Below are 23701 nucleotides of genomic sequence, written 5' to 3'. Positions count from 1 at the left end.
AAAAGCCATACGTGTTCCAATGAGTACCGCGCCGGCGTGAAGCCGGCCTGTTGCGCTTGCGTTGCCTGCGTGCCGCGCCCGCATGGTCCGTTATGTGCCGTGCAGACGAAGCGTGCGCGCCTCGAAGCGCTGCGCGAGTTCGTCGGACGGCAACGCCTTGCAGACGAGCCAGCCCTGGATGTGATCGCAGCCCATCTCGGTGAGCAGCGTGCGTTGCGCTTCCGTTTCGACGCCCTCGGCGACGAGTTCGAGATCGAGCGTCTGCGCGAGCCCGACGACGGCGCTCACGATGGCCTGATCGTTTCGCGAGGTTAGCAGATTCTCGACGAAACTCCGGTCGATCTTGAGCTTGGCGAGCGGAAAACGCTGCAGGTAGGCGAGGCTCGAATAGCCGGTGCCGAAGTCGTCGACGGCGAAGCGGATACCCATCGCGGTGAGGTCTTCGAGCAGCGCCGTCGCGTGCGCGGGGTCGTGCATCAGCAGACTCTCGGTGATCTCGAAGACGACCCGGCGCGGATCGATGCCGGTCAGCTCCAGCGCCTCGCGCACCGAGTCCTTGAAGCGCGGGTCGCGGAACTGCTGCGGCGACACGTTGACGGCCACGTATTGCAGCGCGATGCCTTTCGCATCCCACTGGATCAGCTGCATGCAGGCGACCTTCAGCACCCAGTTGCCGAGGAAGTTGATGAGACCGATCGACTCGGCGAGCGGAATGAACATCGACGGCGGCACGAGTCCATGCACCGGATGAGTCCAGCGGATCAGCGCCTCGACGCCGACCACGCCGTGCGAGCGGCTGCTCGTGATCGGCTGGAAGTGCAGCGAGAACTCGCCGTTGCGCACGCCGTCGTAGAGATCGGCTTCGAGTTTCAGGCGCTCGGCGTCGGCCGGGTTGTCGTCGGGCACGTAGAACGCGAGCGTGTTGCCGCCCGCGGCTTTCGCCTGCAGGAGCGCGTGGTCGGCCCAGCGCAGCAGATGGGTGTCGTGCAGCGCGGTGTCGTTCGCGTGCCGCACGTCCGGATACAGCGCGATGCCGATGCTCGCCGACAGATGCACCTGCTGGCCCTTGAACACGTACGGTTGCTGGATCGCGGTCAACAGGCGCCGCGCCAGCGCTTCGGCGGCGGCCGCCGCGTCGGTGCGGTTCGCGGCCGGCTTGACGAGGATCGCGAACTCGTCGCTCGCGACGCGTGCGAGCAATTCGTTCGGGCTCGTCATGTTGACGAGACGCCGCGCGGTGTCGCGCAGCATCTCGTCGCCGGCATCGTAGCCGAGCGCGCGGTTCACGCGCTGATAGTCGTCGAGATCGAGCAGCAGCAGCGCGACCGGCGTGCCGTGCGCGTCGGCCTGCTGCTGCGCGTCGATCAGCGCGTGTAGCAGGCCCGACTGGTTGGGCAGGCTCGTCAGGCGGTCCAGATGCAGCGCCTGGGTCAGACGTTCCTCGGTGGCGCGCCAGGCCGAGACGTCGAAGCCGGCGATCGCAAAGCCGTCGACGCCGTCGTGGCTGCTGCGCATGACGCGCAACTCGACCGTGATCGGATAGGTCAGCGACTTGATGAGCCCGAGCGTCGCCTTCTCGACGTTGCCCGAAGCCGCCGCGCGCGCGAGCAGCGCGTCGAGGCGCGGCACGTCGGCTGGCGCGACGAGCTCGTGCAGCGTGATCGTCTCCAGATACTCGCGGTGATAGCCGATAAAGCGCAGGCTCGCATCGGAAACGTAAAGGAAGCGCTGCGCGTCGTCGACATGCGCGAGCAGGTCGACCGCGCCGACCACCTGTTCCAGTGGCACGGCACGGTGGGGGGGGCTCTGCCGTGTGCCGTCCGCGCGCCGGCCGAATGCGCGAAGCCGGTCGATGACCGTGCGCAGGGAGCCCCGGCGGGGCGCGGTGATCGTGTTCGCTTCCATGTGTCGCTGGCAACCTGAGTTCGTCCGCCGGCGCAACTGCGGGTCCGCCGGCTCGGGCGGCCGGCAAAGTAGCAGGCCGCCGCATCAGAACGAGATAACGACCCGCGCCGCGAAATCTTTAGCGGCCCTCGTGGAAAACACCCGGTATCGGATTGCCTCATGCCGCCGCGTGGACGATTCGGCTAAAGTGGGGCCGCTTTACATCCGTTAATACGAGGAATCCCGTTGTGCAGTGCCGGCCGTGGCGTCGCCGCTGCATAGTTTCCGAACCTTGCACCGATGAATCATGTTCGAACGCCCTGTGGCCAGGCCGCTTGCCGGGCCCGATGCCAGCCGCGCTTCCGGGGCGGCCGCCGGAGCCGCCGGAGCTGCCTCACGGCACGCCGAGGTGAGTGAGCCGTTTGCCCGCTCCGCCGGGGTCTTGCCTGTTGGCGACGCGACGCCGGCGGCCGCTGCGCAGGATGACGCGCAGTACGTCTATCTGGGCCGCCAGCCGATTCTCGACCGCCACGGCGCGCTCCACGCCTACGAACTGCTGTTTCGCGCCGGCGCGCACAACTACGCCGAAATCAGCGACGACACCCAGATGACCGCGCAGGTGGTGGTGCGCACGATCGGCGGGATCGGCGTGCCGGCCGTGCTCGGGCAGCACCGCGGCTTCGTCAATATCGAGCGCCGGCTGCTCTTTAGCGACATCGTCCATCTGATGCCGCCCGAGCGCTTCGTGCTCGAAATTCTCGAAACCGTGCGCTTCGACATGCCGCTTGCGCGCCGTCTCGTCGAATTGCGTCAGGCGGGCTTCCAGATCGCGCTCGACGACGTCAGGGACCTCTCGGACGAACTGTTCGCGATGCTGCCGTACGCCGACATCGTCAAGATCGACCTGTTGCAGACCCCGCGCGACAAGCTCGCCAAGCTTGCGTCGATATTGCGCGGACACGGCAAGACGCTGCTCGCCGAGAAAGTCGAGACGCGCGAGGACTTTGCGCTCGCGCAGGAACTCGGCTTCCAGCTGTTCCAGGGCTATTTCTTCGCGCGGCCGCAGGTGCTGGCCGCGCCGCGCAACCGCTCGTTGCGCCCGGGCCTGCTGCGGCTGCTCGCGCTGCTCTCGCGCGACGCCGGCATCTTCGAGCTCGAAGCGGAACTGAAGCTGAACCCGAGCGTGGTCGTGCAGCTGCTGCGCCTCGTCAATTCGAGCGCGTTCGGACTCGGACGCCCCATCTCGTCGCTGCGCGAGGCGATCATCGCGACCGGCACGCGGCAGATCGCGCGCTGGGCGCAACTGCTGCTCTACGCGGACACCGGCGACCGGTCGTGGCGCACCGATCCGCTCGTGCAACTGGCCGCGACGCGCTCGCGCTTCATGGAACTGGCCGCGAGCTGGCTGTACCCGGCCGACGGCGATTTCGCCGACGCCGCGTTCATGACCGGAATTTTTTCGCTCGTGCACGTGGTGCTTGGCAGCACGCCGCGCGCGGTGCTCGAAAAGCTCGCGCTCGCGCCGCAGATTCGCGAGGCGATCGTGTCGCGCGCGGGCGAGCTCGGCGCGCTGCTTGGCATCGCCGAAGTGGCGGGCGAGGGCGGCGACGCCGCGCCGCTTGCCGCGGCGGCCGGCTTCGCGGCGCTCACGCCCGGCGTGCTGTCGGAGCTGAATCTGTCGGCGGCGGCGTGGTTCGGGGTGCATGTCGCCGAGTCGGCGGTCTGAGCGGCCGGGGCCGGCCGCCCGACGCGCTGGTCTCGCCTCGTTGGCCTCGCATGCTTTCGATCCGCTTATCGTCATGCCGCGCCGCTTACGCGCGTTGCGCATCCGTGTTCCAATAGCCGATGCAGGGATGGCCGAGGCCGTCCCCGATGCCCCGGACTGGATGACAACGCGTGTGCTCACGCAGGGAGACGCAGATGAAGATCAAACACCTACCGGCGGCGTTCGCCGCCGTCATGGCGCTCGGATTCGCCATGCATTCGCCGCTCGCATCGGCGACGCTGAAGCCGGGCGACACCGCGCCGACCTTCACGACCGAAGCCTCGCTCGGCGGCAAGACCTACACCTACTCGCTCGCCGACGAACTGAAGAAGGGCCCGGTCGTGCTGTACTTCTATCCGGCCGCGTTCACGAAGGGCTGCACGATCGAGGCGCACGAGTTCGCCGATGCGGTCGACGAATACAGGAAGTACGGTGCGACGGTGATCGGTGTGTCGCACGACAACATCGATACGCTGACGAAGTTCTCGGTCAGCGAGTGCCGCAGCAAATTCCCGGTCGCGGCCGATGCCGATTCGAAGGTGATCGGCGCATACGACGCCAGCATGCCGCTGCATAGCGGCATGGCCAATCGCGTGTCGTACGTGATCGCGCCGGACGGCAAGATCATCTACGAATACACGAGCCTGTCGCCCGAGAAGCATGTCGAGAACACGCTGAAGGCGCTCAAGGACTGGACGGCGGCGCATAAGGCGCAGTGAGGCGGAGCGGGGTGCGGTGGTGCCCGCTGGTGTGCCTGGTGCCCGCCAGGGCACGCCGCATAGTCGGCTACGCAGCGCCGTAGCGGCAGGCAAGCCGTGGCGCGTCGGCCCGCCGGCCTCTTGCGCGCGGCACCGCGATTGGCGCAACGACGGGTTGCATCGCGGACCGGCGCGCGCTCGTGCTAGGCTCAAGCCTTTTGCCGGGTGAGTGAGCGATGCCGATTCTCGTTGCGTTGATTGCGCTGATCGCGCTGGTGTACGGTGCGGTGCGGGCCTTTTATGCGTTGCAGGCCGCGTTCGGCCTGGCCGTCGCGGTCGGCGTCGCCGTGCTGGTCGCGCTGCTGTTGATCGGCGCGCTGGCGCACTGGTTGCGGCGGCGCCGCGAAGTCGCGCCGAACGTGCGCGACGGCGACTGGACGCATGAGCTGAAGGGCAACTGGGGTGCGCTGCGACTCGCGGCGGCCAAGCGGCTCTGCGAGATTCGCGTCGGCGACGAAAAGGGCGCGTATATCTTCGCCGATCTGCTCGGCGCCGAAGTGCGGGGCGGCGGCGCGCAGGCACAACTTGCGCTCGAGGTGAAGGACCCGCGGCACGCCGAGTGGATCGTGCCGATGTCGGGCGAGCGCGAGGCGCGCCAATGGCAGCGGATTTTTGCGCTGGCTATTGCACAGAAACTCTGAGGCACAGAAACTCTGAGCAAAAACCCTGAACAGAAACGCCGAGCCGGCTTAAGAACGGCAACGCGGAGCAAAAGTTTTCAACGAAACGCCACGGGAAAACGCCGAAGCTCTCGCTTTAAAAGTCTTCTGCTGGTTGGTCGCGCCGGCTCACGCGGCGGGTTCGCATGCATCGAATTTATCGGGCATGCCAACCCGCCGCGTTGCCATTGAACGTTACGACGACGTCGGCGTGGCGCCACCCGAGCGGCGCGCCTTTCGCGCTTCCCAGCGCACGCGGATGCGGTCCATGTAGAGATACACGACCGGCGTCGTATAGAGCGTGAGCATCTGGCTCACGATCAGCCCGCCGACGATCGAAATACCGAGCGGCGCGCGCATCTCCGCGCCTTCGCCGCGTCCGAACGCGAGCGGCAACGCGCCGAGCAGCGCCGCGAACGTGGTCATCATGATCGGCCGGAAGCGCAGCAGACACGCCTGGTAGATCGCATCGCGCGACGACAGCCCGTGGCGCGAGGCCTCGATCGCGAAGTCCACCATCATGATCGCGTTCTTCTTCACGATGCCGATCAGCAGGATCACGCCGATCAGCGCGATGATGCTGAACTCGGTCTTGAAGAGCAGCAGCGCGAGCAGGGCGCCGACGCCGGCCGACGGCAGCGTCGAGAGAATCGTCAGCGGATGGATGTAGCTTTCGTACAGGATGCCGAGCACGATGTAGACGGCCGCGAGCGCCGCGAGGATCAGGATCGGCTGGTCGGACATCGACTGCTGGAACGCCTGCGCGGTGCCCTGGAAGCTGCCGTGGATCGTGCCCGGCATGCCGATTTCGGCCATCGTGTCGTAGATCGCCTGGGTGGCGGTGGAGAGCGACACGCCCGGCGGCAGGTTGAACGAAATCGTCGAGGCCACGAACTGGCTCTGGTGATTGACCGACAGCGGCGTGGTGCCCGGCCCGAAGCTCGCGATGGCCGAGAGCGGCACCATCGTTTCCTTCGCGGTCGAGACCGGCGAGCCCGACGACGCGCTCGACTTGCCGCTCGCCGCGATCGAGTTGATCGCCTGGTTGCGCGCGGAGTCGGCGGCGATGCTGGCCGCGCTCGTGGCGGTGGTGCCCGCCGCGCCGCCCGTGGCCGCACTGGTCGTGCTGGTTGTGCTGGTCGTACTCGCCGCCGCGTGCGCGGTCACCGTGCCGGCCGGCGCGTTGGTGGTTTGCGCGCCGCTCGCGCTGCCGCCCGAGGTGCTGACGAAGATTTCATTCAGCATCTCCGGGCTCTGCCAGTAGCGCGGCGCGACTTCCATCACGACGTGATACTGGTTCAGCGGGTTGTAGATCGTCGACACCTGGCGCTGGCCGAACGCGTCGTAGAGCGTGTTGTCGATCTGCGCGGGCTTGATGCCGACGCGCGACGCGGTCGCGCGGTCGATCGTCACCATCGCTTCGAGGCCGCCTTGCTGCTGGTCGGAGTTGACGTCCGCGAGTTCCTTGCGCGCCTGCAGCGCTTCGGTCAGCTTCGGTCCCCACTTGTAGAGGTCGGGCGTCGAGTCGGCGAGCAGCGTGAACTGATACTGCGCGTTCGATTGCCGGCCGCCCACGCGGATGTCCTGCACCGATTGCAGGAACGTGCGCGCGCCGGCCACGTCGCCAAGCGGTGCGCGCAGCTGCTGGATCACCTGATCGGCGGAGAGCTTGCGCTCGCTCTTCGACTTGAGCGACACGAACATGAAGCCCGAGTTGGTCTGCCGGCCGCCCGTGAAGCCGACCACGCTGTCGACGGCCGGGTTTTTGCCGACGATGTCCATCATCTGCGCGAACTTGCCCTTCATCGCCTGGAACGAGGTGCTCTGGTCGGCCTGGATGCCGCCGACGAGCCGCCCGGTGTCCTGCTGCGGAAAGAAGCCCTTCGGCACGATGATGTAGAGCGCGACGTTCAGCGCGATCGTCAGCAGCAGGATGGTGACGATCAGGAGCGGATGGCGCAGCGCCCAGCCGAGCGTGCGCTCGTAGCCGTGCTGCATCGACATGAAGCCGCGCTCGAGCCACTGGCCGAAGCGGCTCTCCTCGCGCTTTTCATGCGGCTCGCGCAGCAGGCGCGAGCACATCATCGGCGTGAGCGTGAGCGAGACGAGGAGCGACACCGCGATCGCGAGCGACAGCGTCAGCGCGAACTCGCGGAACAGGCGCCCGACGATGCCGCCCATCAGCAGAATCGGCAGGAACACCGCGACGAGCGAGATGCTGATCGACATCACCGTGAAGCCGACCTCGCGCGCGCCGCGGAACGCGGCCTTCCTGCGCGGCACGCCGTTCTCGATGTGCCGCGAGATGTTTTCGAGCACGACGATCGCGTCGTCGACGACGAAGCCGGTCGCGATGGTCAGCGCCATCAGCGAGAGGTTGTCGATCGAGAAGCCCATCAGATACATCGCGCCGAACGTGCCGATGATCGAGATCGGCACGGCCACGCTCGGAATCAGCGTGGCGCGCCAGTTGCGCAGGAACAGGAACACCACCATCACGACGAGCGCGACCGCGATCACGAGCGTGCGCTCGGTGTCCTTCAGCGAGGCGCGGATCGTCGTGGAGCGGTCCGAGGTCGGCTCGATGTCGACGTCGGCGGGCAGCGACGCGTGCAGTTGCGGCAGCATGGCCTTGACGCGGTCGACGGTCTCGATGATGTTCGCGCCGGGCTGCCGGTACAGGATCACGAGCACCGAGCGCTTGCCGTTGAAGAGGCCGAGGTTGCGCAGGTCTTCGACCGAATCGACAACCTCGCCCATGTCCGAGAGCTTGACCGGCGCGCCGTTGCGATAGGCGATCACGAGGTCCTTGTACTGCGATGCCTTGCTCGCCTGGTCGTTGGTGTAGAGCTGCACGCGGTTCTCGCCGAACTCGATCGAGCCTTTCGGGCTGTTCGCGTTGGCCGAGGCGAGCGCCGCGCGCACGTCTTCGAGACCGATGCCGTAGTGCGACAGCGCATGCGGCTCCAGTTCGACGCGCACGGCCGGGTTCGCCGAGCCGTTCACGTCCACTTCGCCGATGCCGTCCACCTGCGAGAGCGACTGCTGCAGCACCGTGGCGGCCGAGTCGTACAACTGGCCGGCCGTCAGCGTGTGCGAGGTGAGCGCGAGAATCAGGATCGGCGCGTCGGCGGGGTTGACCTTGTGGTAGGTCGGGTTGCTGCGCAGGCTCGCGGGCAGGTCGGCGCGCGCCGCGTTGATGGCGGCCTGCACGTCGCGCGCGGCGCCGTCGATGTCGCGGTTCAGGCCGAACTGCATCGTGATGCGCGCCGCGCCGACCGAACTCGACGAGGTCATTTCGGTGACGTCGGCGATCGAGCCCAGATGCCGTTCGAGCGGACTCGCGACGCTCGTCGCCACGGTCTCGGGGCTCGCGCCCGGCAGCGACGCCTGGATCGAGATGGTCGGGAAATCGACCTGCGGCAAGGGCGCGACCGGCAGCTTCGTGAACGCGAACACGCCCGACAGCGCGATGCCGATCGCCAGCAGCGTGGTGGCGACCGGGCGGGAAATGAACGGACGCGACAGGTTCATCGCCTAGTTCCCTGCATCGGCGGCGGGCGGCGTGGCGCTGCCGGACGAGTCGCTACGGTTGAAGCGCTCGCGCAGGCGGCGGCCGAGCGAATCGAACGCGAGGTAGATCACCGGCGTCGTGAACAGCGTCAGCAGCTGGCTCACGATCAGGCCGCCCGCGATCGCGATGCCGAGCGGGCGGCGCAGCTCCGAGCCCGCGCCGGTGCCGAGCATCAGCGGCAGCGCGCCGAGCAGGGCGGCCAACGTGGTCATCAGGATCGGCCGGAAGCGCAAGAGACACGCCTGGTAGATCGCCTCGCGCGGCGGCTTGCCTTCCTCGCGCTCGGCGTAGAGCGCGAAGTCGATCATCATGATCGCGTTCTTCTTCACGATGCCGATCAGCAGCACGATGCCGATGATGCCGATGATGTCGAGATCGTGGCCGGTCATGAGCAGCGCGAGCAGCGCGCCGACGCCGGCCGACGGCAGCGTGGAGAGAATCGTGATCGGATGGATGAAGCTCTCGTACAGCACGCCGAGCACGATGTACATCGTGACGATCGCCGCGAGGATCAGGAACAGCTCGTTGGCGAGCGAGGCCTGGAACGCGAGCGCCGCGCCCTGGAAGCGCGTCTGGAACGAGGCGGGCAGGCCGATGTCCTGCTCGGCCTGCTGAATCGCCTGCACGGCCGCGCCGAGCGACGAACCGGGCGCGAGGTTGAACGACACCGTGGTGGCCGGGAACTGGCTCAGGTGCGTGACGAGCAGCGGCGCGGGCCGCTCGATGAACTTCGCGATCGACGACAGCGGCACCTGGCCGCCCGTCGAGGTGGAAGAGGGCAGGTAGATCGAATTCAGCGAATCGGTGTATTGCTGCATCGTCGGCTGCGCTTCGAGAATCACGCGGTACTGGTTCGACTGCGTGAAGATCGTCGAGATGATGCGCTGGCCGAACGCGTCGTAAAGCGCACTGTCGATCGTGGCCGGCGTGATGCCGAAGCGCGCGGCGGTCGCACGGTCGATCTCGATGAACACCGAGCGGCCGTTGTCCTGCAGATCGGTCGCGACGTCGGCGAGTTCGGGCGACTGCTTCAGGCGGTCGACCAGCTTCGGCACCCACGTCGTGAATTCGCTGATGTTCGGATCGGTCAGCATGAACTGGTATTGCGTCGGGCTCACGGTCGAGTCGATCGTCAGGTCCTGCACCGGCTGCATGAAAAGCGAGGCGCCCGGAATGTGCGCGACGTCCTTCTGCAACTGGCGGATCACGTCGCTCGCGGTATGGCTGCGGTCGTCGCGCGGCTTCAGGTTGATGAGCATGCGGCCGCTGTTCAGCGTGATGTTGCTGCCGTCCACGCCGATGAACGACGTGAGGCTGTCGACGTCCGGGTTCTTCAGAATTTGCGCGGCGAGCGCCTGCTGACGCTCGGCCATCGACGCGAACGAGACCGACTGCGGCATCTGCGTGATCGCCTGGATTACGCCGGTGTCCTGCACGGGGAAGAAGCCCTTCGGCACGAACACGTAGAGCAGCCCGGTCAGCACGAGCGTGAGCACGGCGACGACGAGCGTCGAGCGCTGCCGGTTCAGCACCCACGTGAGCGCGACCGCGTAGCGCGCGATCACCCAGTCGATGAAGCGGTGTGCCTTCGCCTCGAAGCGGTGGCTTTCGTGCGGTGGCGTGTGGCGCAGCAGCTTCGCGCACATCATCGGCACGAGCGTGAGCGAGACGACCGCCGAGATCACGATCGTCACCGCGAGCGTGATCGCGAATTCGTGGAACAGCCGGCCGACCACGTCGCCCATGAACAGCAGCGGAATCAGCACCGCGATCAGCGAGACCGTCAGCGAGATGATCGTGAAGCCGATCTGCTTGGAGCCCTTCAGCGCGGCTTCGAGCGCCGTGTCGCCTTCCTCGACGTAGCGCGCGATGTTCTCGATCATCACGATCGCGTCGTCGACCACGAAGCCGGTCGCGATGGTCAGCGCCATCAGCGAGAGGTTGTCGAGCGAGAAGCCGCACAGGTACATCACGGCGAGCGTGCCGATCAGCGAGAGCGGCACCGAGAGGCTCGGGATGATCGTCGCGTAGACGTTGGCGAGGAACAGGTACATCACCAGCACGACCAGCACGACCGACATCGCCAGTTCGAACTGCACGTCGCGCACCGACGCGCGGATCGTCGTGGTGCGGTCGGTGACGACCTGCACGTCGAGCGCGGCGGGCAGCGCCTGCTGCAGTTGCGGCAGCAGCGCCTTGATGCTGTCGACCACCTGGATCACGTTCGCGCCCGGCTGGCGCTGCACGTTCAGGATGATCGCCGGCGTGTTGTCGACCCACGCGCCGAGCTTGGTGTTCTCCGCGCCCGCGACGATGTTCGCGACGTCGGTCAGCATGACCGGCCGGCCGTTCTTGTAGGCGATCACCGCGCTCTTGTACTGGTCGGGATCGGTCAGCTGGTCGTTCGAGTTGATCGTGTAGTTGCGCGTCGGGCCGTCGAAGTTGCCCTTCGGCGTGTTGACGTTGAGGTTCGAGATCGTGGTGCGCAGATCGTCGAGATTCAGGCCGTACGCGGCGAGCGCGCGCGGGTTCGCCTGAATCCGCACGGCCGGGCGCTGGCCGCCCGACAGGCTGACGAGACCCACGCCCGCCACCTGCGAGATTTTCTGCGCGAGGCGCGTGTCGGCGAGGTCCTGCACCTGGGTGAGCGGCAGCGTTTTCGAGGTGATCGCGAGCGTGATGATCGGCGCGTCGGCCGGATTGACCTTCGCGTAGATCGGCGGTGCGGGCAGGTCGGACGGCAGCAGGTTGCCGGCCGCATTGATGGCGGCCTGCACTTCCTGTTCGGCGATGTCGAGCGGCAAGTCGAGGCTGAACTGCAGCGTGATGATCGACGAGCCTGCCGAGCTTTGCGACGACATCTGATTGAGCGACGGCATCTGTCCGAACTGCCGCTCGAGCGGCGCCGTCACCGACGACGTCATCACGTCCGGACTCGCGCCCGGATAGAAGGTCTGCACCTGGATCGTCGGATAGTCGACCTCGGGTAGCGCGGAGAGCGGCAGAAAGCGCAGCGCCACGAGGCCGACCAGCATGATCGCCGCCATGAGCAGCGCGGTGCCGACGGGACGCAGAATAAAAGCGCGGGATGGATTCATGCGGTAAGTGCCGTGCCTTTTACTTTATTGCGCAGCCTGCGACGCGTGTCTGCCGCGATGCGCATGCGCGGCGGAAGCACCCGAGGCGCCGACCGCAGCGTGCGCGCCCGATGCGCCCGATGCACCACTGGGCCGCTCGGCCGGAATCGTGATCTTCGAGCCTTCGCGCAGACGGTCCGAACCGTCGATCACGACGCGCTCGCCGAGCGCGAGGCCCGACTTGATGCTGGTGCGCTCGCCGTCCACGGGACCGGGCTTGACCGGCCGGACCGTGACCGTGTTGTCGTCCTTCACGACGTAGACGAACGGACCCATCGAGCCGTTGAGCACCGCCGAGGTCGGCACGATGACGGCGTCCTTGATCGTGTCGACGAGCAGGCGCGTGTTGACGAACTGGTTCGGGAACAGCCCGTTGTCCTTGTTATCGAAGAGCGCGCGCAGACGCACCGTGCCGGTGGTCGTGTCGATCTGGTTGTCCATCGTCTTCAGCGAGCCGACTTCGAGCGGCCGCGTGTTGCTGCGGTCGTAGGCGGTGGCCGAGAGCTGTTCGCCGTTCTGCGTGTGCTGGATGATCTGCTGCAGGTTGTCTTCCGAAGTCGTGAAGATCACGCTGATCGGCTGTAACTGCGTGATGACCGCGATGCCGTTCGCGAGGCCCGAGGTCACGTAGTTGCCCGGATCGACCTGGCGCAGGCCGACGCGGCCCGACACCGGCGCGGTGATGCGCGCGTAGATGAGGTCGAGCTTGAAATTGTCGACATTCGCCTGGTCGGACTTAACGGTGCCTTCGTACTGGCGCACGAGCGATGCCTGCGTGTCGACCTGCTGGCTCGCGATCGAGTCCTGCGCGAGCAGTGTCTGGTAGCGCTTGAGGTCGAGGCGCGCGGTGGCGAGCAGCGCCTCGTCGCGCACCAGTGTGCCCTCGGCGTTGCGCAGCGAAATCTCGTACGGGCGCGGGTCGATCTGGGCCAGCACGTCGCCCTTCCTGACCATCTGGCCTTCCTTGAAATAGACGTCCTGCAGGACGCCGCTCAGCTGCGGCAGCACGGTCACGGTAGCCAGCGGCGTGACCGTGCCGAGCGCGGTCAGCACGACCGGCATCTCGCCTTGCGTGGCGGTGGCGACGTGTACCGGCTGCGCCATGTTCGCCATCGCGTTCGGACCGCCGCGGCCGAAGCGGCCACCGCCCCGCGCACCGCTTGCGCCGGTCGGGGCGCTGGCGCCGCTCGCGCCGCCCCACGGATGCCAGCGCCATAGCACCACTCCGAGAATGACCAGAACCGCGACGATCAGTGCGATGGTGCGGCCGCGATGCCGCTTTACCGCGCCGGGCGCGCCATGTTGCGCGCCGCTTGCCGACGGTTGGGAAGCGGTGGGGCGCTGGTTTTCCGGGTGCTTTTGTTGTTCGTCCATCGGTTCGGTCGGGTGGCTGGCTTTTTGATGTGCGCCGCTCGCGCGTTTGCCGCGCCCGCAGGGCGGCGACACGTGGACGGCATGACAGGCGGCTGCGGTTGCGTCAGGTTGCGTTCGGTTGCGGGTGCGTCGCGCAACGCGATGCTACCCGAGGCGCGGGACAGAGATGTTAACGCAATGCGGAATCACCACGGCGCGCGCGGCGCCGTTTTCGACGGCAAAAACGGCCAGATGCGCGTGTATCCCGCGACGGGATGCGTGATCGTACGTTGCGGTCTCTGTAACAGTCCAGCCGCCTATTTTTCGTTTAATTACGAAGGTTACAGGATGTTGGGAAATTGTTGGCCTGGTGTGAAGGGGCGCCTCGCCGGGCGCCGTCGGCCGCGTGCGCCGGCTGGTGGCGCATCCGGCTGCGGTGCTTTTCGCCGTGCCTGTCGCGGTGTCTGTCTCGGTGCCTCAGGTGTCGAGCCGGCGCGCCGGCGTGCCGCCGACTTCGAGCACGATCTTGCCGATGCATTCGAGCAGCGCGGGCGCGGCATGCGAGATGAGCCAGTCGCGCGGGCACTGGTCGGCCGCGCCGCCGCAATTGACCGCATAGCGCTCGCCCGACGGCCCGACGAAGCCGAGCGCGATCGCATTGAGGCCGTCGTACCACTCGCCGGTGGCGATCGCGAAGCCGCGCTCCAGCGTGTCCTCGATCGCGCTTTCGAGCCGTCCGCCGATGTAGCCCCATTCGTTGCCTTCGGCCGTCTGCAGACCGGCAAGCAACGCTTCGCGTTCCGGCTGCTCGAGCGCCACCAGATAGGCGCGGCCGACCGCGGTGCGCGTCAGGCTCATGCGCGAGCCGATTTCGAGCCGCGACACGAGCACCGCCGAGCGCGGCCGGATCGTGTCGATCACGACCATGTCGAAGCGGTCGCGCACGGCCAGATGCACCGAGAGGGCGGTGCGCTCGGCGAGTTCGATCAGGAAAGGCCGTGCGCGGGCGCGGATGTCGAAATTGCGCAGAAAGCCGTTGCTCAGCTCCAGCACCGACGAAGTCAGCACGAAGCGTTCGCTGTCGGGCAGCCGCAGCAGGAAGCCGACGCTGACCAGCGTCGCCGTGATGCGCGAGACCGTCGGCTTCGGAATGCCGGTGAGTTCGGCGAGTTCGCGATTGCTCAGCGGCGCGTTCGCGGCGGCAATCGAGCGCAGCACGGTCAGGCCGCGAGCGAGGGCGGTGACTTCGTCGCCCGAGCCGTCCCGGTCTTTGGCGACGACCGCTGCGCTCGGGATCGGAGTAGGTCGTTTCATGGTTTTTTGGAACTGTATTTCAGATTCTGAGTTCGTCCCCCGTCGACGGCCGGTCTACGGAAGACGGCGGGCATCTTCCAGCCGTGGCACCAGTTCAGTTTTGTTTGTGACAAATCGATTCTATCGGAAAAAGTTGCCGGAACGACCTGGATTCGGATTTTGCTTGACTTAGTCAGCATAATCATAAAAAATGGAACATTATTTCGAAAGATGGAATCTTCCAGAAAGGTTGCCGGCCGTATCGTTCCCGTTGCCCGTATCGCGCGGGAATGCAAGGGGCTCGGCGGCGAATGCTTTCGAAGTCTGCTTTCAGGCACTGCGGCACCGCTTTTAACCCCCGCTGCTTTTGCTTTAATACCGTCTCTCAGGTTCTAGCACGGCCCTCGGAATGGCTAGAACTTTTAAGGCGTCACGGCAACGTGACGCCTTTTTTTCTTTTCCGCTTTCTTTCCGCTCTCGTACGCTCAGACCTGCGGGTTGGTCTGCACCTCGTCGAAACGCTTCACGCGATAGATCACCGCCGACACGAGCCAGCTGAGCGCGAAGATGCCGATGATGATGTAGCCGAGCATGCCGAAGTTATCGTTGAGCGCGCCGATCGCGTCCCAGATGCCGCCTTTCAGGTTCAGCTGATCCGCGAGAAGGCCGAGCGCCTCGATGCCGCCGATCACGAGCGCGACCGCGATCGAGACGAGCGTGATCGTCATGTTGTAGTAGATCTTGCGCAGCGGCCTTTCGTACGCCCAGCCGTAGGCGCCGAGCATCAGGTGGCCGTCGAGCGTGTCGACGAGCGACATGCCCGCACTGAACAGCACCGGAAACACCATGATCGCCCACGGCGAGAGCCCCTTGGCCGCCTGCGTCGCCGCGATGCCGAGCAGGCCGATTTCCGTGGCGGTGTCGAAGCCGAGGCCGAACAGAAAGCCGATCGGATACATGTGCCAGCTACGCGTCACGAGCCGGAAGAGCGGCCGGAACAGGCGCGCGATGAAGCCTCGATTCGCGAGCAGCATGTCGAAGTCGTCGTCGACATAGGCGCCGCCATTGCGCACGTGGCGCCACGCGCGGTAGATGCCGCGCAGAATCAGGAAGTTCATCAGCGCGAGCGCGAACAGGAAAAAGGACGACACGGCCGTGCTGACGATGCCGCCGATCTCCCTATAGTTGTCGAAGCGGCCCTGGATCGCGGTGGTCGCGAGCGCCACCGCGACCGACGCGAGCACGACCACGCTCGAATGGCCGAGCGAGAAAAAGAAGCCCACGGCAACGGGCCGCTTGCGTTCCTGCATGAGCTTGCGCGTCACGTTGTCGATGGCGGCGATGTGGTCGGCGTCGACGGCATGGCGCAGGCCGAATCCGTACGCGAGCAGCGCGGTGCCGAGCAGCACCGGATAGTGGTGGAACGCCACGATCGCCCACAGCCACGCGAGCAGGTTGATGGCGATCAGCACGCCGTAGATGCCGAATAATTTGCTGCGGACTCTCGAATCCGAATCGTTGAAAATCTCGACGAGTCGATCAAGCATGTTGAATCTCCAGGAATTGCGCGTTCCGTGCAGGTTGGGAAAAGACGACATAGCGAGGTCTGACTCCGGGGTGAAACAGGTTCCCCCGATACAGTGGCGCGACCGCGCCGGAATCTCACCGGCTTCCCGCTGTGTCCGTGTTGAGGCGTAGGCCCTGTGGGCTTATACATCGCCGATACTGAAAAGTCGATTTCTGCGCCGGCCGCGAGAGTCGGCGAGACCGTCGAACGGGTTCCGGTTTCGCTCCCGGTTGGGTTTTTCGGGCGGCGGCACGCATGTCCGCACGCGAGTACTGCGCGGGTGCCGAGCGAGTGTCGAGCCGGCTGCTCAGCGCGACAGCAGCGACACCGTTGCGATGCCGAGGATCGTCATCGCGAGCGAGGCGCTGACGTGAATCGCGACTTCGCCGGCCGCCCAGCCGAGCCGTCCGTCCTGCAGGCGTTGCACGACTTCGGCGGAGAAGGTCGAGAACGTTGAGAGACCACCCATCAAACCGGTGATGACGAAGAGCCGCCATTCCGGCGCGAGTTGCGGCACGCGCGCGAAGCCCGCGACCGCCACGCCGATGATGTAGCCGGCGATCACGTTGGCGGCCAGCGTGCCGAGCGGCAGTCCGCTAAACAGGCCGTTCAGGCGAATGCCGAGGAACCAGCGAAACAGCGAGCCGAGTGCGCCGCCGATGGCGACAGCGAGAAAGGACCAATACATGGAAGAGGATCGGAAACCGGAGTGTGTCGACAAACCGGTTCATGCGGGCGAGACGATGCCGCGTCCGCATGACCGGGCGTAGCAGGCATCATCAGCCCCAAGGGCGGTTAAGGGAGAATGCCATCTCCAGCCGCGCAGTCTAACATCGGTGTGCGCATTTGTACGCGCACCCCGGCTCACTCCGGCGTCGCCGAAATCTTGTGGATCGACAGATCCGCGCCGTTGTATTCCTCTTCCTGATCGAGCCTCAGGCCCACGGTCATGCGGATCACGCCATACACGAGCGTGCCGCCGAGCACCGCCACGACGATGCCGCCGAGCGTGCCGAGCACCTGCGCGCCGAGCGACACGCCACCCATGCCGCCCAGCGCGCGCATCCCGAAGATGCCGGCCGCGATGCCGCCCCACGCGCCGCACAGGCCGTGCAGCGGCCATACGCCGAGTACGTCGTCGATGCGCCAGCGGTTCTGCACGCAGGTGAACATATAGACGAACAGCACGCCGGCGATGCCGCCCGTCACCAGCGCGCCGAGCGGGTGCATGAGGTCGGAGCCCGCGCATACCGCGACGAGTCCGGCGAGCGGGCCGTTGTACGTGAAGCCGGGGTCGTTGCGGCCGGCGAACCAGGCGCTCAGCGTGCCGCCGACCATCGCCATCAGCGAGTTGACCGCGACGAGGCCGCTGATCTTGTCGAGCGTCTGCGCGCTCATCACGTTAAAGCCGAACCAGCCGACCGTCAGCACCCATGCGCCGAGCGCGAGAAACGGAATGTTCGAGGGCGGATGCGCGGCGATGCCGCCGTCGCGGTGATAACGGCCGTGGCGCGCGCCGAGCAGCAGCACGGCCGGCAACGCGACCCAGCCGCCGAACGCGTGCACGACGACCGAGCCCGCGAAGTCGTGGAACGGTGCGCCGAACGCCTGCGTGAGCCAGTCCTGAATGCCGAAGCGGTTATTCCACGCGATGCCTTCGAAGAACGGATAGACGAAGCCGACCAGCACGAACGTCGCGAACAGCTGCGGGTTGAATTTCGAGCGCTCGGCGATGCCGCCCGAGACGATCGCCGGAATCGCGGCGGCGAACGTCAGCAGGAAGAAGAAGCGCACGAGCCCGTAGCCGTTGTGCTCGGCGAGCGACGCGGCGCTGCCGAAAAACTGCACGCCGTACGCGATCGTGTAGCCGATGAAGAAATACGCGATCGTCGAGACGGCGAAATCCACGAGGATCTTGACGAGCGCATTGACCTGATTCTTCTTGCGCACCGTGCCGAGTTCCAGGAACGCGAAGCCCGCGTGCATCGCCAGCACCATGGCGGCGCCGAGCAGAAGAAACTCGGTGTCGGCGCCGTATTTCAGACTTTCCATCGATGTGTCCCGCTTATGCCAAAAAGTGCGCTATGTGAGCAAGAAGTGGGCCAAAGTTGTGCCGGCGGCGCCGGTGCGGTGCAAGCAGGCACCGGGATGGACTTGCACACGATTTCGCACCGTGCCGCGTGGGCTGGACTTTGCACCTGAATAGCGACAACAGGCACAAAAAAAGTGCATGCGCGCCGGATGGCGGCGGGAATGATCCAGCCGGGGGCATAATCTTCGATTTCTATTACAGTTTTATCTGGATTCCTGACGCATGAGGCGCCTGCGGTGTATGCGGCGCATACGGCGCCCGACAGCCGGGCGGCGTGTCTCGCGTCGCGTTCGCGCCGGCTTCCCGTGCGGCCCGGCCTGCGGCCCGCTTTGTCTTCCCGCGCAAACGCCGACATAATGTGCCGATTCCGTGCACGATCCGCCGGCCATTCCCACCAATGCGTACGCATGAGACTGACCACTAAAGGCCTGTTGCTGATCGCGATTCCCGCCGTTCTCGAACTGGCGCTGCTCTCCGGACTCGTGAAGGCGCAGGCCGATACGGCGCGAGCCGAGCGCTGGGCAATGCACAGCGAGGAAGTGCTGCGCCAGAGCACCGCGATTCTCGACCCGGTGCTGTCGGAATCGGTCGCGCTGCGCGGCGCCGTGCTTGCCAACGACGTCCGCTTCACGACGCCGGTCGCGGTATGGGTCGACGTGGACCGGCGCATCGATCAACTGGCCGAGCTGGTCGCCGACAATCCGGCGCAGGTCGAGCGCGTGGTCGAGGTGCGCCAGGCGGTGCAGGCGTATCGCCAATGGTCGGACCGGATCGAGGACCTGATGCACGCGGGGCGCCGCGCCGACATTCTCGCGCGCTTCCACGATCTCGCCCAGGCCGACGTGCTCGACCATTTTCGTCTGCAGGTGACCGCGTTCCAGGCCGAGGAGCGGCGCCTCGACATGCTGCGCTCGAATGCCGCCGACGCCGCGCGCGACCGTCAGCAATCGCTGATCGTCGCGGCCGCGTTCGGCTCGCTGCTGTTCGTCGCGATGGCCGTGTGGCTGTTCACGCGCGGCGTGCGCGGCCGGCTTGCGCAGCTTTCCGACAACGCCGGGCGCCTCGCCAGCAACGAGCCGCTTGCGCCGATCGGCGCAGGCCGCGACGAGATCGCGCGGCTCGACCTGACCTTGCACGAGACGAGCCGCCGTCTGCTCGAAGCCGAGCGCATCGAGGCGCGCTTTCATGCGGACCTCGAGCGCCGCGCGGCCGAACTCGCGCGCATCAACGAGACGCTGCGGCAGCAGACCCAGGAAAACGAGATGTTCATCTACAGCGTGTCGCACGATCTGCGCGCGCCGCTCGTGAACCTGCAGGGCTTTTCGAAGGAACTGATCCGCGCCTGCGACGAACTGCGCGCGGCGGTGCGCGAATCGACGCTCACGGCCGGCGCGCGGCAACGCATCGAGCGCGTGATCGACGAGGACGTCGGCGAGGCGCTGCATTATCTGCAGACGGCCGTGCTGCGCTCGTCGCACATCATCGACGCGCTGCTGCGGCTCTCGCGCGTCGGCCGCGTCGAATACCGGCGCCAGAAGGTCGACGTGCGCGACATCGTGCAGCGCGTCGTCGATGCGATGCAGGGCTCGATCCGCGCGCGGCGCGCGCGCGTGACGCTCGGCGAATTGCCGGCGGTGTGGGGCGATCCGACCGCGCTCGAACAGATTTTCGCGAACCTCGTCGGCAATGCGGTCAACTATCTGGCGCCGGCGCGCGAAGGCCGCATCGAAATCGGCACGACGCCGGCGCCGCCCGGCGTGCAGTCGCTGCGTATCTTCTACGTGCGCGACAACGGCCTCGGGATTCCGGCGGTCGCGCTGCCGCGTCTGTTCAACGCGTTCCAGCGTCTGCACGGCAACGCGACGGCCGGCGAGGGCATCGGCCTCGCGCTCGTGCGGCGCATGGTCGAGCGGCACGGCGGCCGCGTATGGGCGGAGTCGAAGGAAGGAACCGGGACGACGTTTTATCTGTCGCTGCCCGAAGCGGGGGCTGGGGCAGCCGGTGCGCGGGTGCTTGCCGATGCGGCCGGGATTCTCGCGAGCCGCGATTCGCCGGGCAGTCTCGCGCAGAGGGAGACGCGCGAGTGGGCGAAGGCCGGCGACGGTGGCGGCGATGCGAGGCTGTCCGCGCCTGCGTCCGCGATCGATGTGCAGCGGGGGATCGGGACCCGGTAGGGCGCGAGAGCGGCGTGAGGGAGAGGCGGGAGAGCGGCAGGAGAAGAGCGTCAGGAACGCGGCGCGAGGCTGCCGGCGGCCCTGCGGCCCGCGCGGTGCTCGTCCGATCGTCCACCCAGTGCCCGTTCAGCAGCCCGCGAAGATGCGCCGCGGTTTGAGCAGCCTCGTGCCGCGTATCGACCAGTAACAGCCGCAGGCGAGTAGTACCGCGCCACCCGCGAGCGCCTCGATCGGCGCGGGCCGCAGGCCGGCGAAGCCATCGACGCTGAAAAAGCCTTGCGCGACGATCAGGCTCGCTGCCCACAGCGAGCACGCGGCCTGTAGCAGCAGGCGCGTGCCCTTTATTTGCCGCGAGCGGGTGTTGCGCGACCAGGCGCCGGGCCGGCGCGCGCAGAAAAAAGCGATTGCTATCAGGATGACGGCAAGCAGGACGATCCAGTCGGTCAGTTTCATCGAAGCGGCACTCCCCAGGGCAGCCGCGACTATGGGGGAGCTTTGCTTCGAGAACTATCGGACAAATCTTAAATGAGGGGGCCGCTTGATCTGGCGGCGAGCGCGGCGTTGCGTCCGCGCTTGCCGCATGTGCTGGCGCGCAGGCGCGCCAGCGGTCGAACGCGATACCTCAATGCTCGATACGCGTGCCGAGCAGCACGAGGAATTGACGCAGCCACTCGGGATGCGCGGGCCATGCGGGCGCGGTGACGAAGTTGGCATCGGTGATCGCCGCGTCGACGGGAATGTCGGCGTATTCGCCGCCCGCCAGCTTCACTTCGGGCGCGCAGGCCGGGTAGGCGGAAATGCGCTTGCCGCGGATCACGTCGGCGGCCGCGAGCAGCTGCGCGGCGTGGCAGATCGCGGCGATCGGCTTGCCCGCCTCGGCGAATTGCCGCACGACGTCGATCACCTTCGGATTGAGCCGCAGATACTCGGGCGCGCGGCCGCCGGCGATCGCGAGCGCGTCGTACTGGTGCGGATCGGTGTCGTCGAACGAGGCGTTCAGCGTGAACTGGTGGCCCGGCTTCTCGGTATAGGTCTGGTCGCCTTCGAAATCGTGGATCGCGGTTTTCACGCGATCGCCCGCCTTCTTGTTCGGGCAGACCGCGTCGACGATATGGCCGACTGCCTGCAGCGCCTGAAACGGCACCATCGTTTCGTAATCCTCGGCGAAATCGCCGGTCAGGAACAGGATCTTCTTTGCCGCCATCGTATGCCTCCGGTTGATCAACGGAATACCGCGCCGGGTTCACTCGCGTGTATCGGCGCGAGGAGATGCTGACAGATGCTGCTCAATGCTCCGGCAGTCTACTCCATCATCGTTGACAGAACCGCGACGATCCTCGGGCCGTGCGCCGTGCGCCAGGTGTTGCGCATGGCGCGTAAAAACGGAGCGCGCGGGGCAAGGCGGTATCATGGGCGCGTCTTCGCAAGCACGGGCCGCCTCGCGGCGGTTCATGGCACCTATGATTTCCTCTCTTTCTTCTTCGCGGTTTTCTTCGCTGTTGCGCCGCGCGGCGTTCGTGGTCCTGATCTTCGGTGGCCTGGCCGCGTGCCAGAAGAACGACGCGTCGGCCGGCCAGGTGACGAGCAAGCTCGACGACGCGGCTCAGGCCGCCGGCCAGAAGCTTGATCAGGCGGCGAGCTATGTCGGTCAGCAGGTCGATGCGAGCAAGGCCGCCGCGCAGCAGACGCTCGATGCCGCATCCGCGCCGTCGCTCAGGATCGACCCCGCATCGCTGGCGTCGAGCGCGCAGGCCAATCTGCAGAACGCGGCGAGCGCGGCCAACGCGCAGTTGGGCAAGGCCGCGTCGCTAACGGGGCAGGGACTCGAGGCGGCGGGGCGCAAGCTGCAGGCGTGGTCGGCGCAGAACGCGGCGGCGTCCGCTGCGTCGGCGGCATCGGGCGAGTCGTCCGACGCGCAGAAGCAGATGGATAAATGAGCCGCGTGCGGGTCGCCCGCATCGGCTCGCCTCGTTTGACGAAGGCGATAAGTGTAATTATCATGGTTACACATTGTCGCCGCGAGGCAGGTTCGCTGTGAACACGAGTAGCCGGTTTGCGTTTGCTGTGCACGTGCTTGCGCTGTTGTCGTTGCAGGGGGGCGTGCCGCTGTCCTCGGACATGATCGCGGGCAGCGTCAATACGAATCCCGCGCTGATTCGCCGGCTTCTGAGCATGCTCGCGGAAGCGGGGCTCACCACCTCGCAGCTGGGCGCGGGCGGCGGCGCCTTGCTCGCGCGGGCACCCGGGCAGATCACGCTGCTCGACGTGTATCGCGCGGTCGAAGAGGCGCCGCTATTTTCGCTGCATCGCGAGGCGCCGAACCCGGCGTGCATGGTGGGGCGCAATATTCAGGGCGTGCTGCACGGTATCGTCGACGAAGCGCAGCAGGCCATGGAGAGCGCGCTTGCCGGCCGCACGCTCGCCGACGCGACCGCCGACGTCGTGCGCACGGAAAAGCAGCGGGCGCGCAAGCGGCGCGCGGGGGGATGACGTTGCGGCATGGCCGGCGAAGCCATGCCATGACAGCGGTAAAAGCAGCATCGCAGCACGCGTGTAGGGGTGTTGCGGCACACGTGACGCACGCACGCCTGAAAAGACGAACGAAGTCGAATGAGGTGGAACGGGGTGAGCACCCCGCTTTTTTTCACTCAATATGTAACTATAGTAGTTACATATAACGGATCAGGAGTCAACAACATGAGCAAGCAACTAAAGATCGCATTGTTCGGCGCGACCGGCATGATCGGTTCGCGGATCGCCGTGGAAGCCACGCGGCGCGGGCATCAGGTGACGGCGCTCGCGCGCGATCCGGCACGTGTGCCGGATCGCGTCGCGAATCTGCGCGCGGCGAAGGCCGATCTGCTCGACGCCGCGAGCGTCGGCGCGGCGGTGCGCGATCACGACGTCGTCGCGAGCGCGTATGCGCCGCCGCAAGGCGATCTCGCGGTGCTGTCGAAGGCGGCCCATGCGCTTGTCGAGGGCGTGCGCGCGGCGGGGATCAAGCGCCTCGTGGTGGTGGGCGGCGCGGGTTCGCTCGAAGTCGCGCCGGGCAAGCAACTGGTCGACACCGCCGGTTTCCCGGACGCCTACAAGGGCATTGCGCTTGCGCATCGCGACGCATTCGACTACTACCGCGGCGTGAGCGATCTCGACTGGACGTGCTTCGCCCCAGCCGCGCTGATCGCGCCGGGCGAGCGCACGGGCAAGTTCCGCACGGGCGCGAAAACGCTGATCGCCGACACCGAAGGCAATAGCCGCATTTCCGCCGAAGACTACGCCATCGCGTTCGTCGACGAACTGGAGCAGGGCCGTTTCATCCGCCAACTCGCGACGGCCGCTTACTGAGGCCCTGGGTGGCCGCCCGTGCAAGCGCCCTAACATTCAGTTACGCATGCGCGGGCGCGTGGGCCGGAACTGCGGCTACACTGGCATCTGCCGTTTTTTT

17 protein-coding genes and 2 riboswitches are annotated in these 23701 nt (G+C 66.5%); of the genes, 7 read left to right on the top strand and 10 right to left on the bottom strand.

Annotated elements, in window-relative coordinates:
• Positions 1 to 90 precede the first annotated feature (90 nt).
• Positions 91 to 1905, bottom strand: a complete 1815-nt coding sequence (locus F3J19_RS10025) for a sensor domain-containing phosphodiesterase (RefSeq protein ID WP_167040278.1) — start codon at positions 1903 to 1905, stop codon at positions 91 to 93.
• 421 nt (positions 1906 to 2326) lie between these two features.
• On the opposite strand from F3J19_RS10025, the gene F3J19_RS10020 reads away from it, so the two are divergent.
• The 3 genes from F3J19_RS10020 to F3J19_RS10010 all read left to right on the top strand — a co-directional run bounded on the left by F3J19_RS10020 (position 2327) and on the right by F3J19_RS10010 (position 5048).
• Complete coding sequence (locus F3J19_RS10020) at positions 2327 to 3610, top strand: EAL domain-containing protein (protein ID WP_240158881.1); 1284 nt, start codon at positions 2327 to 2329, stop codon at positions 3608 to 3610.
• A gap of 194 nt (positions 3611 to 3804) precedes the next feature.
• Positions 3805 to 4368, top strand: a complete 564-nt coding sequence (locus F3J19_RS10015) for a peroxiredoxin (protein ID WP_167040274.1) — start codon at positions 3805 to 3807, stop codon at positions 4366 to 4368.
• A 215-nt stretch (positions 4369 to 4583) separates the two neighbouring features.
• Positions 4584 to 5048, top strand: coding sequence for a hypothetical protein (locus tag F3J19_RS10010; protein WP_167040272.1), 465 nt, complete (start codon positions 4584 to 4586; stop codon positions 5046 to 5048).
• A 213-nt stretch (positions 5049 to 5261) separates the two neighbouring features.
• On the opposite strand, the gene F3J19_RS10005 is transcribed toward F3J19_RS10010, so the two are convergent.
• From F3J19_RS10005 to F3J19_RS09975, 7 genes are all read right to left on the bottom strand, one after another.
• Positions 5262 to 8600 carry an efflux RND transporter permease subunit gene (locus F3J19_RS10005; protein WP_167040270.1) on the bottom strand — a complete coding sequence of 1113 codons (3339 nt, stop codon included), beginning with the start codon at positions 8598 to 8600 and terminating at the stop codon, positions 5262 to 5264.
• A 3-nt stretch (positions 8601 to 8603) separates the two neighbouring features.
• Positions 8604 to 11738 (bottom strand): MdtB/MuxB family multidrug efflux RND transporter permease subunit, encoded by a 3135-nt coding sequence (locus F3J19_RS10000; protein ID WP_167040268.1) that lies wholly within the window; start codon positions 11736 to 11738, stop codon positions 8604 to 8606.
• 24 nt (positions 11739 to 11762) lie between these two features.
• Positions 11763 to 13151, bottom strand: coding sequence for an MdtA/MuxA family multidrug efflux RND transporter periplasmic adaptor subunit (locus tag F3J19_RS09995; protein ID WP_167040266.1), 1389 nt, complete (start codon positions 13149 to 13151; stop codon positions 11763 to 11765).
• A 456-nt stretch (positions 13152 to 13607) separates the two neighbouring features.
• A complete protein-coding gene (locus F3J19_RS09990; protein ID WP_167040264.1) occupies positions 13608 to 14444 on the bottom strand; it encodes an IclR family transcriptional regulator in 837 nt (278 codons plus the stop codon).
• A gap of 464 nt (positions 14445 to 14908) precedes the next feature.
• A complete protein-coding gene (locus F3J19_RS09985) occupies positions 14909 to 15970 on the bottom strand; it encodes a HoxN/HupN/NixA family nickel/cobalt transporter (RefSeq protein ID WP_167040262.1) in 1062 nt (353 codons plus the stop codon).
• Positions 15971 to 16003: 33 nt separating this feature from the next.
• Positions 16004 to 16142: riboswitch (cobalamin riboswitch) on the bottom strand.
• A gap of 155 nt (positions 16143 to 16297) precedes the next feature.
• Positions 16298 to 16678 (bottom strand): fluoride efflux transporter CrcB, encoded by a 381-nt coding sequence (gene crcB, locus F3J19_RS09980; protein WP_167040260.1) that lies wholly within the window; start codon positions 16676 to 16678, stop codon positions 16298 to 16300.
• 75 nt (positions 16679 to 16753) lie between these two features.
• A riboswitch (Fluoride riboswitch) is annotated at positions 16754 to 16815 on the bottom strand.
• 39 nt (positions 16816 to 16854) lie between these two features.
• Positions 16855 to 18042, bottom strand: a complete 1188-nt coding sequence (locus tag F3J19_RS09975; RefSeq protein ID WP_167040258.1) for an ammonium transporter — start codon at positions 18040 to 18042, stop codon at positions 16855 to 16857.
• Positions 18043 to 18489: 447 nt separating this feature from the next.
• Here F3J19_RS09975 and F3J19_RS09970 point away from each other — a divergent pair, with 447 nt between their 5' ends.
• Entirely contained in the window at positions 18490 to 20256 is a 1767-nt protein-coding gene (locus F3J19_RS09970) for a sensor histidine kinase (RefSeq protein ID WP_167040256.1), read from the top strand.
• Between the two features lie 126 nt (positions 20257 to 20382).
• Here the strand turns inward: F3J19_RS09970 and F3J19_RS09965 are convergent, their stop codons facing one another.
• On the bottom strand, positions 20383 to 20709 hold the full coding sequence (locus F3J19_RS09965) for a hypothetical protein (protein WP_167040254.1): 327 nt from the start codon (positions 20707 to 20709) through the stop codon (positions 20383 to 20385).
• Between the two features lie 169 nt (positions 20710 to 20878).
• On the bottom strand, positions 20879 to 21460 hold the full coding sequence (locus F3J19_RS09960) for a DJ-1/PfpI family protein (protein WP_167040252.1): 582 nt from the start codon (positions 21458 to 21460) through the stop codon (positions 20879 to 20881).
• A gap of 256 nt (positions 21461 to 21716) precedes the next feature.
• On the opposite strand from F3J19_RS09960, the gene F3J19_RS09955 reads away from it, so the two are divergent.
• The 3 genes from F3J19_RS09955 to F3J19_RS09945 all read left to right on the top strand — a co-directional run bounded on the left by F3J19_RS09955 (position 21717) and on the right by F3J19_RS09945 (position 23601).
• Positions 21717 to 22193 carry a hypothetical protein gene (locus F3J19_RS09955; RefSeq protein WP_205192732.1) on the top strand — a complete coding sequence of 159 codons (477 nt, stop codon included), beginning with the start codon at positions 21717 to 21719 and terminating at the stop codon, positions 22191 to 22193.
• A 97-nt stretch (positions 22194 to 22290) separates the two neighbouring features.
• A complete protein-coding gene (locus tag F3J19_RS09950) occupies positions 22291 to 22746 on the top strand; it encodes an Rrf2 family transcriptional regulator (protein ID WP_167040250.1) in 456 nt (151 codons plus the stop codon).
• A 207-nt stretch (positions 22747 to 22953) separates the two neighbouring features.
• Positions 22954 to 23601: an NAD(P)H-binding protein gene (locus F3J19_RS09945; protein WP_167040248.1), complete on the top strand. Its 648-nt coding sequence runs from the start codon at positions 22954 to 22956 to the stop codon at positions 23599 to 23601.
• The last annotated feature ends 100 nt before the right edge of the window (positions 23602 to 23701 follow it).

The sequence above is a fragment of the Burkholderia sp. Ax-1724 genome (assembly GCF_011752995.1).
Lineage (GTDB): Bacteria > Pseudomonadota > Gammaproteobacteria > Burkholderiales > Burkholderiaceae > Paraburkholderia.
The sequence above is the reverse complement of the archived record's forward strand: the minus strand, read 5'-3'. Positions and strand labels throughout refer to the sequence as shown.

Excerpts from the sequence above, each read along its gene's own strand:
- F3J19_RS10000 (WP_167040268.1), bottom strand. The coding sequence starts at position 11,738 with ATGAATCCATCCCGCGCTTTTATTCTGCGTCCCGTCGGCACCGCGCTG.
- F3J19_RS10025 (WP_167040278.1), bottom strand. The coding sequence starts at position 1,905 with ATGGAAGCGAACACGATCACCGCGCCCCGCCGGGGCTCCCTGCGCACG.
- F3J19_RS09975 (WP_167040258.1), bottom strand. The coding sequence starts at position 18,042 with ATGGAAAGTCTGAAATACGGCGCCGACACCGAGTTTCTTCTGCTCGGC.
- F3J19_RS09970 (WP_167040256.1), top strand. The coding sequence starts at position 18,490 with ATGAGACTGACCACTAAAGGCCTGTTGCTGATCGCGATTCCCGCCGTT.
- F3J19_RS10015 (WP_167040274.1), top strand. The coding sequence starts at position 3,805 with ATGAAGATCAAACACCTACCGGCGGCGTTCGCCGCCGTCATGGCGCTC.
- F3J19_RS09945 (WP_167040248.1), top strand. The coding sequence starts at position 22,954 with ATGAGCAAGCAACTAAAGATCGCATTGTTCGGCGCGACCGGCATGATC.
- F3J19_RS09990 (WP_167040264.1), bottom strand. The coding sequence starts at position 14,444 with ATGAAACGACCTACTCCGATCCCGAGCGCAGCGGTCGTCGCCAAAGAC.
- F3J19_RS10005 (WP_167040270.1), bottom strand. The coding sequence starts at position 8,600 with ATGAACCTGTCGCGTCCGTTCATTTCCCGCCCGGTCGCCACCACGCTG.
- F3J19_RS09985 (WP_167040262.1), bottom strand. The coding sequence starts at position 15,970 with ATGCTTGATCGACTCGTCGAGATTTTCAACGATTCGGATTCGAGAGTC.
- F3J19_RS09960 (WP_167040252.1), bottom strand. The coding sequence starts at position 21,460 with ATGGCGGCAAAGAAGATCCTGTTCCTGACCGGCGATTTCGCCGAGGAT.
- F3J19_RS09965 (WP_167040254.1), bottom strand. The coding sequence starts at position 20,709 with ATGAAACTGACCGACTGGATCGTCCTGCTTGCCGTCATCCTGATAGCA.
- F3J19_RS09955 (WP_205192732.1), top strand. The coding sequence starts at position 21,717 with ATGATTTCCTCTCTTTCTTCTTCGCGGTTTTCTTCGCTGTTGCGCCGC.
- crcB (WP_167040260.1), bottom strand. The coding sequence starts at position 16,678 with ATGTATTGGTCCTTTCTCGCTGTCGCCATCGGCGGCGCACTCGGCTCG.
- F3J19_RS09995 (WP_167040266.1), bottom strand. The coding sequence starts at position 13,151 with ATGGACGAACAACAAAAGCACCCGGAAAACCAGCGCCCCACCGCTTCC.
- F3J19_RS10010 (WP_167040272.1), top strand. The coding sequence starts at position 4,584 with ATGCCGATTCTCGTTGCGTTGATTGCGCTGATCGCGCTGGTGTACGGT.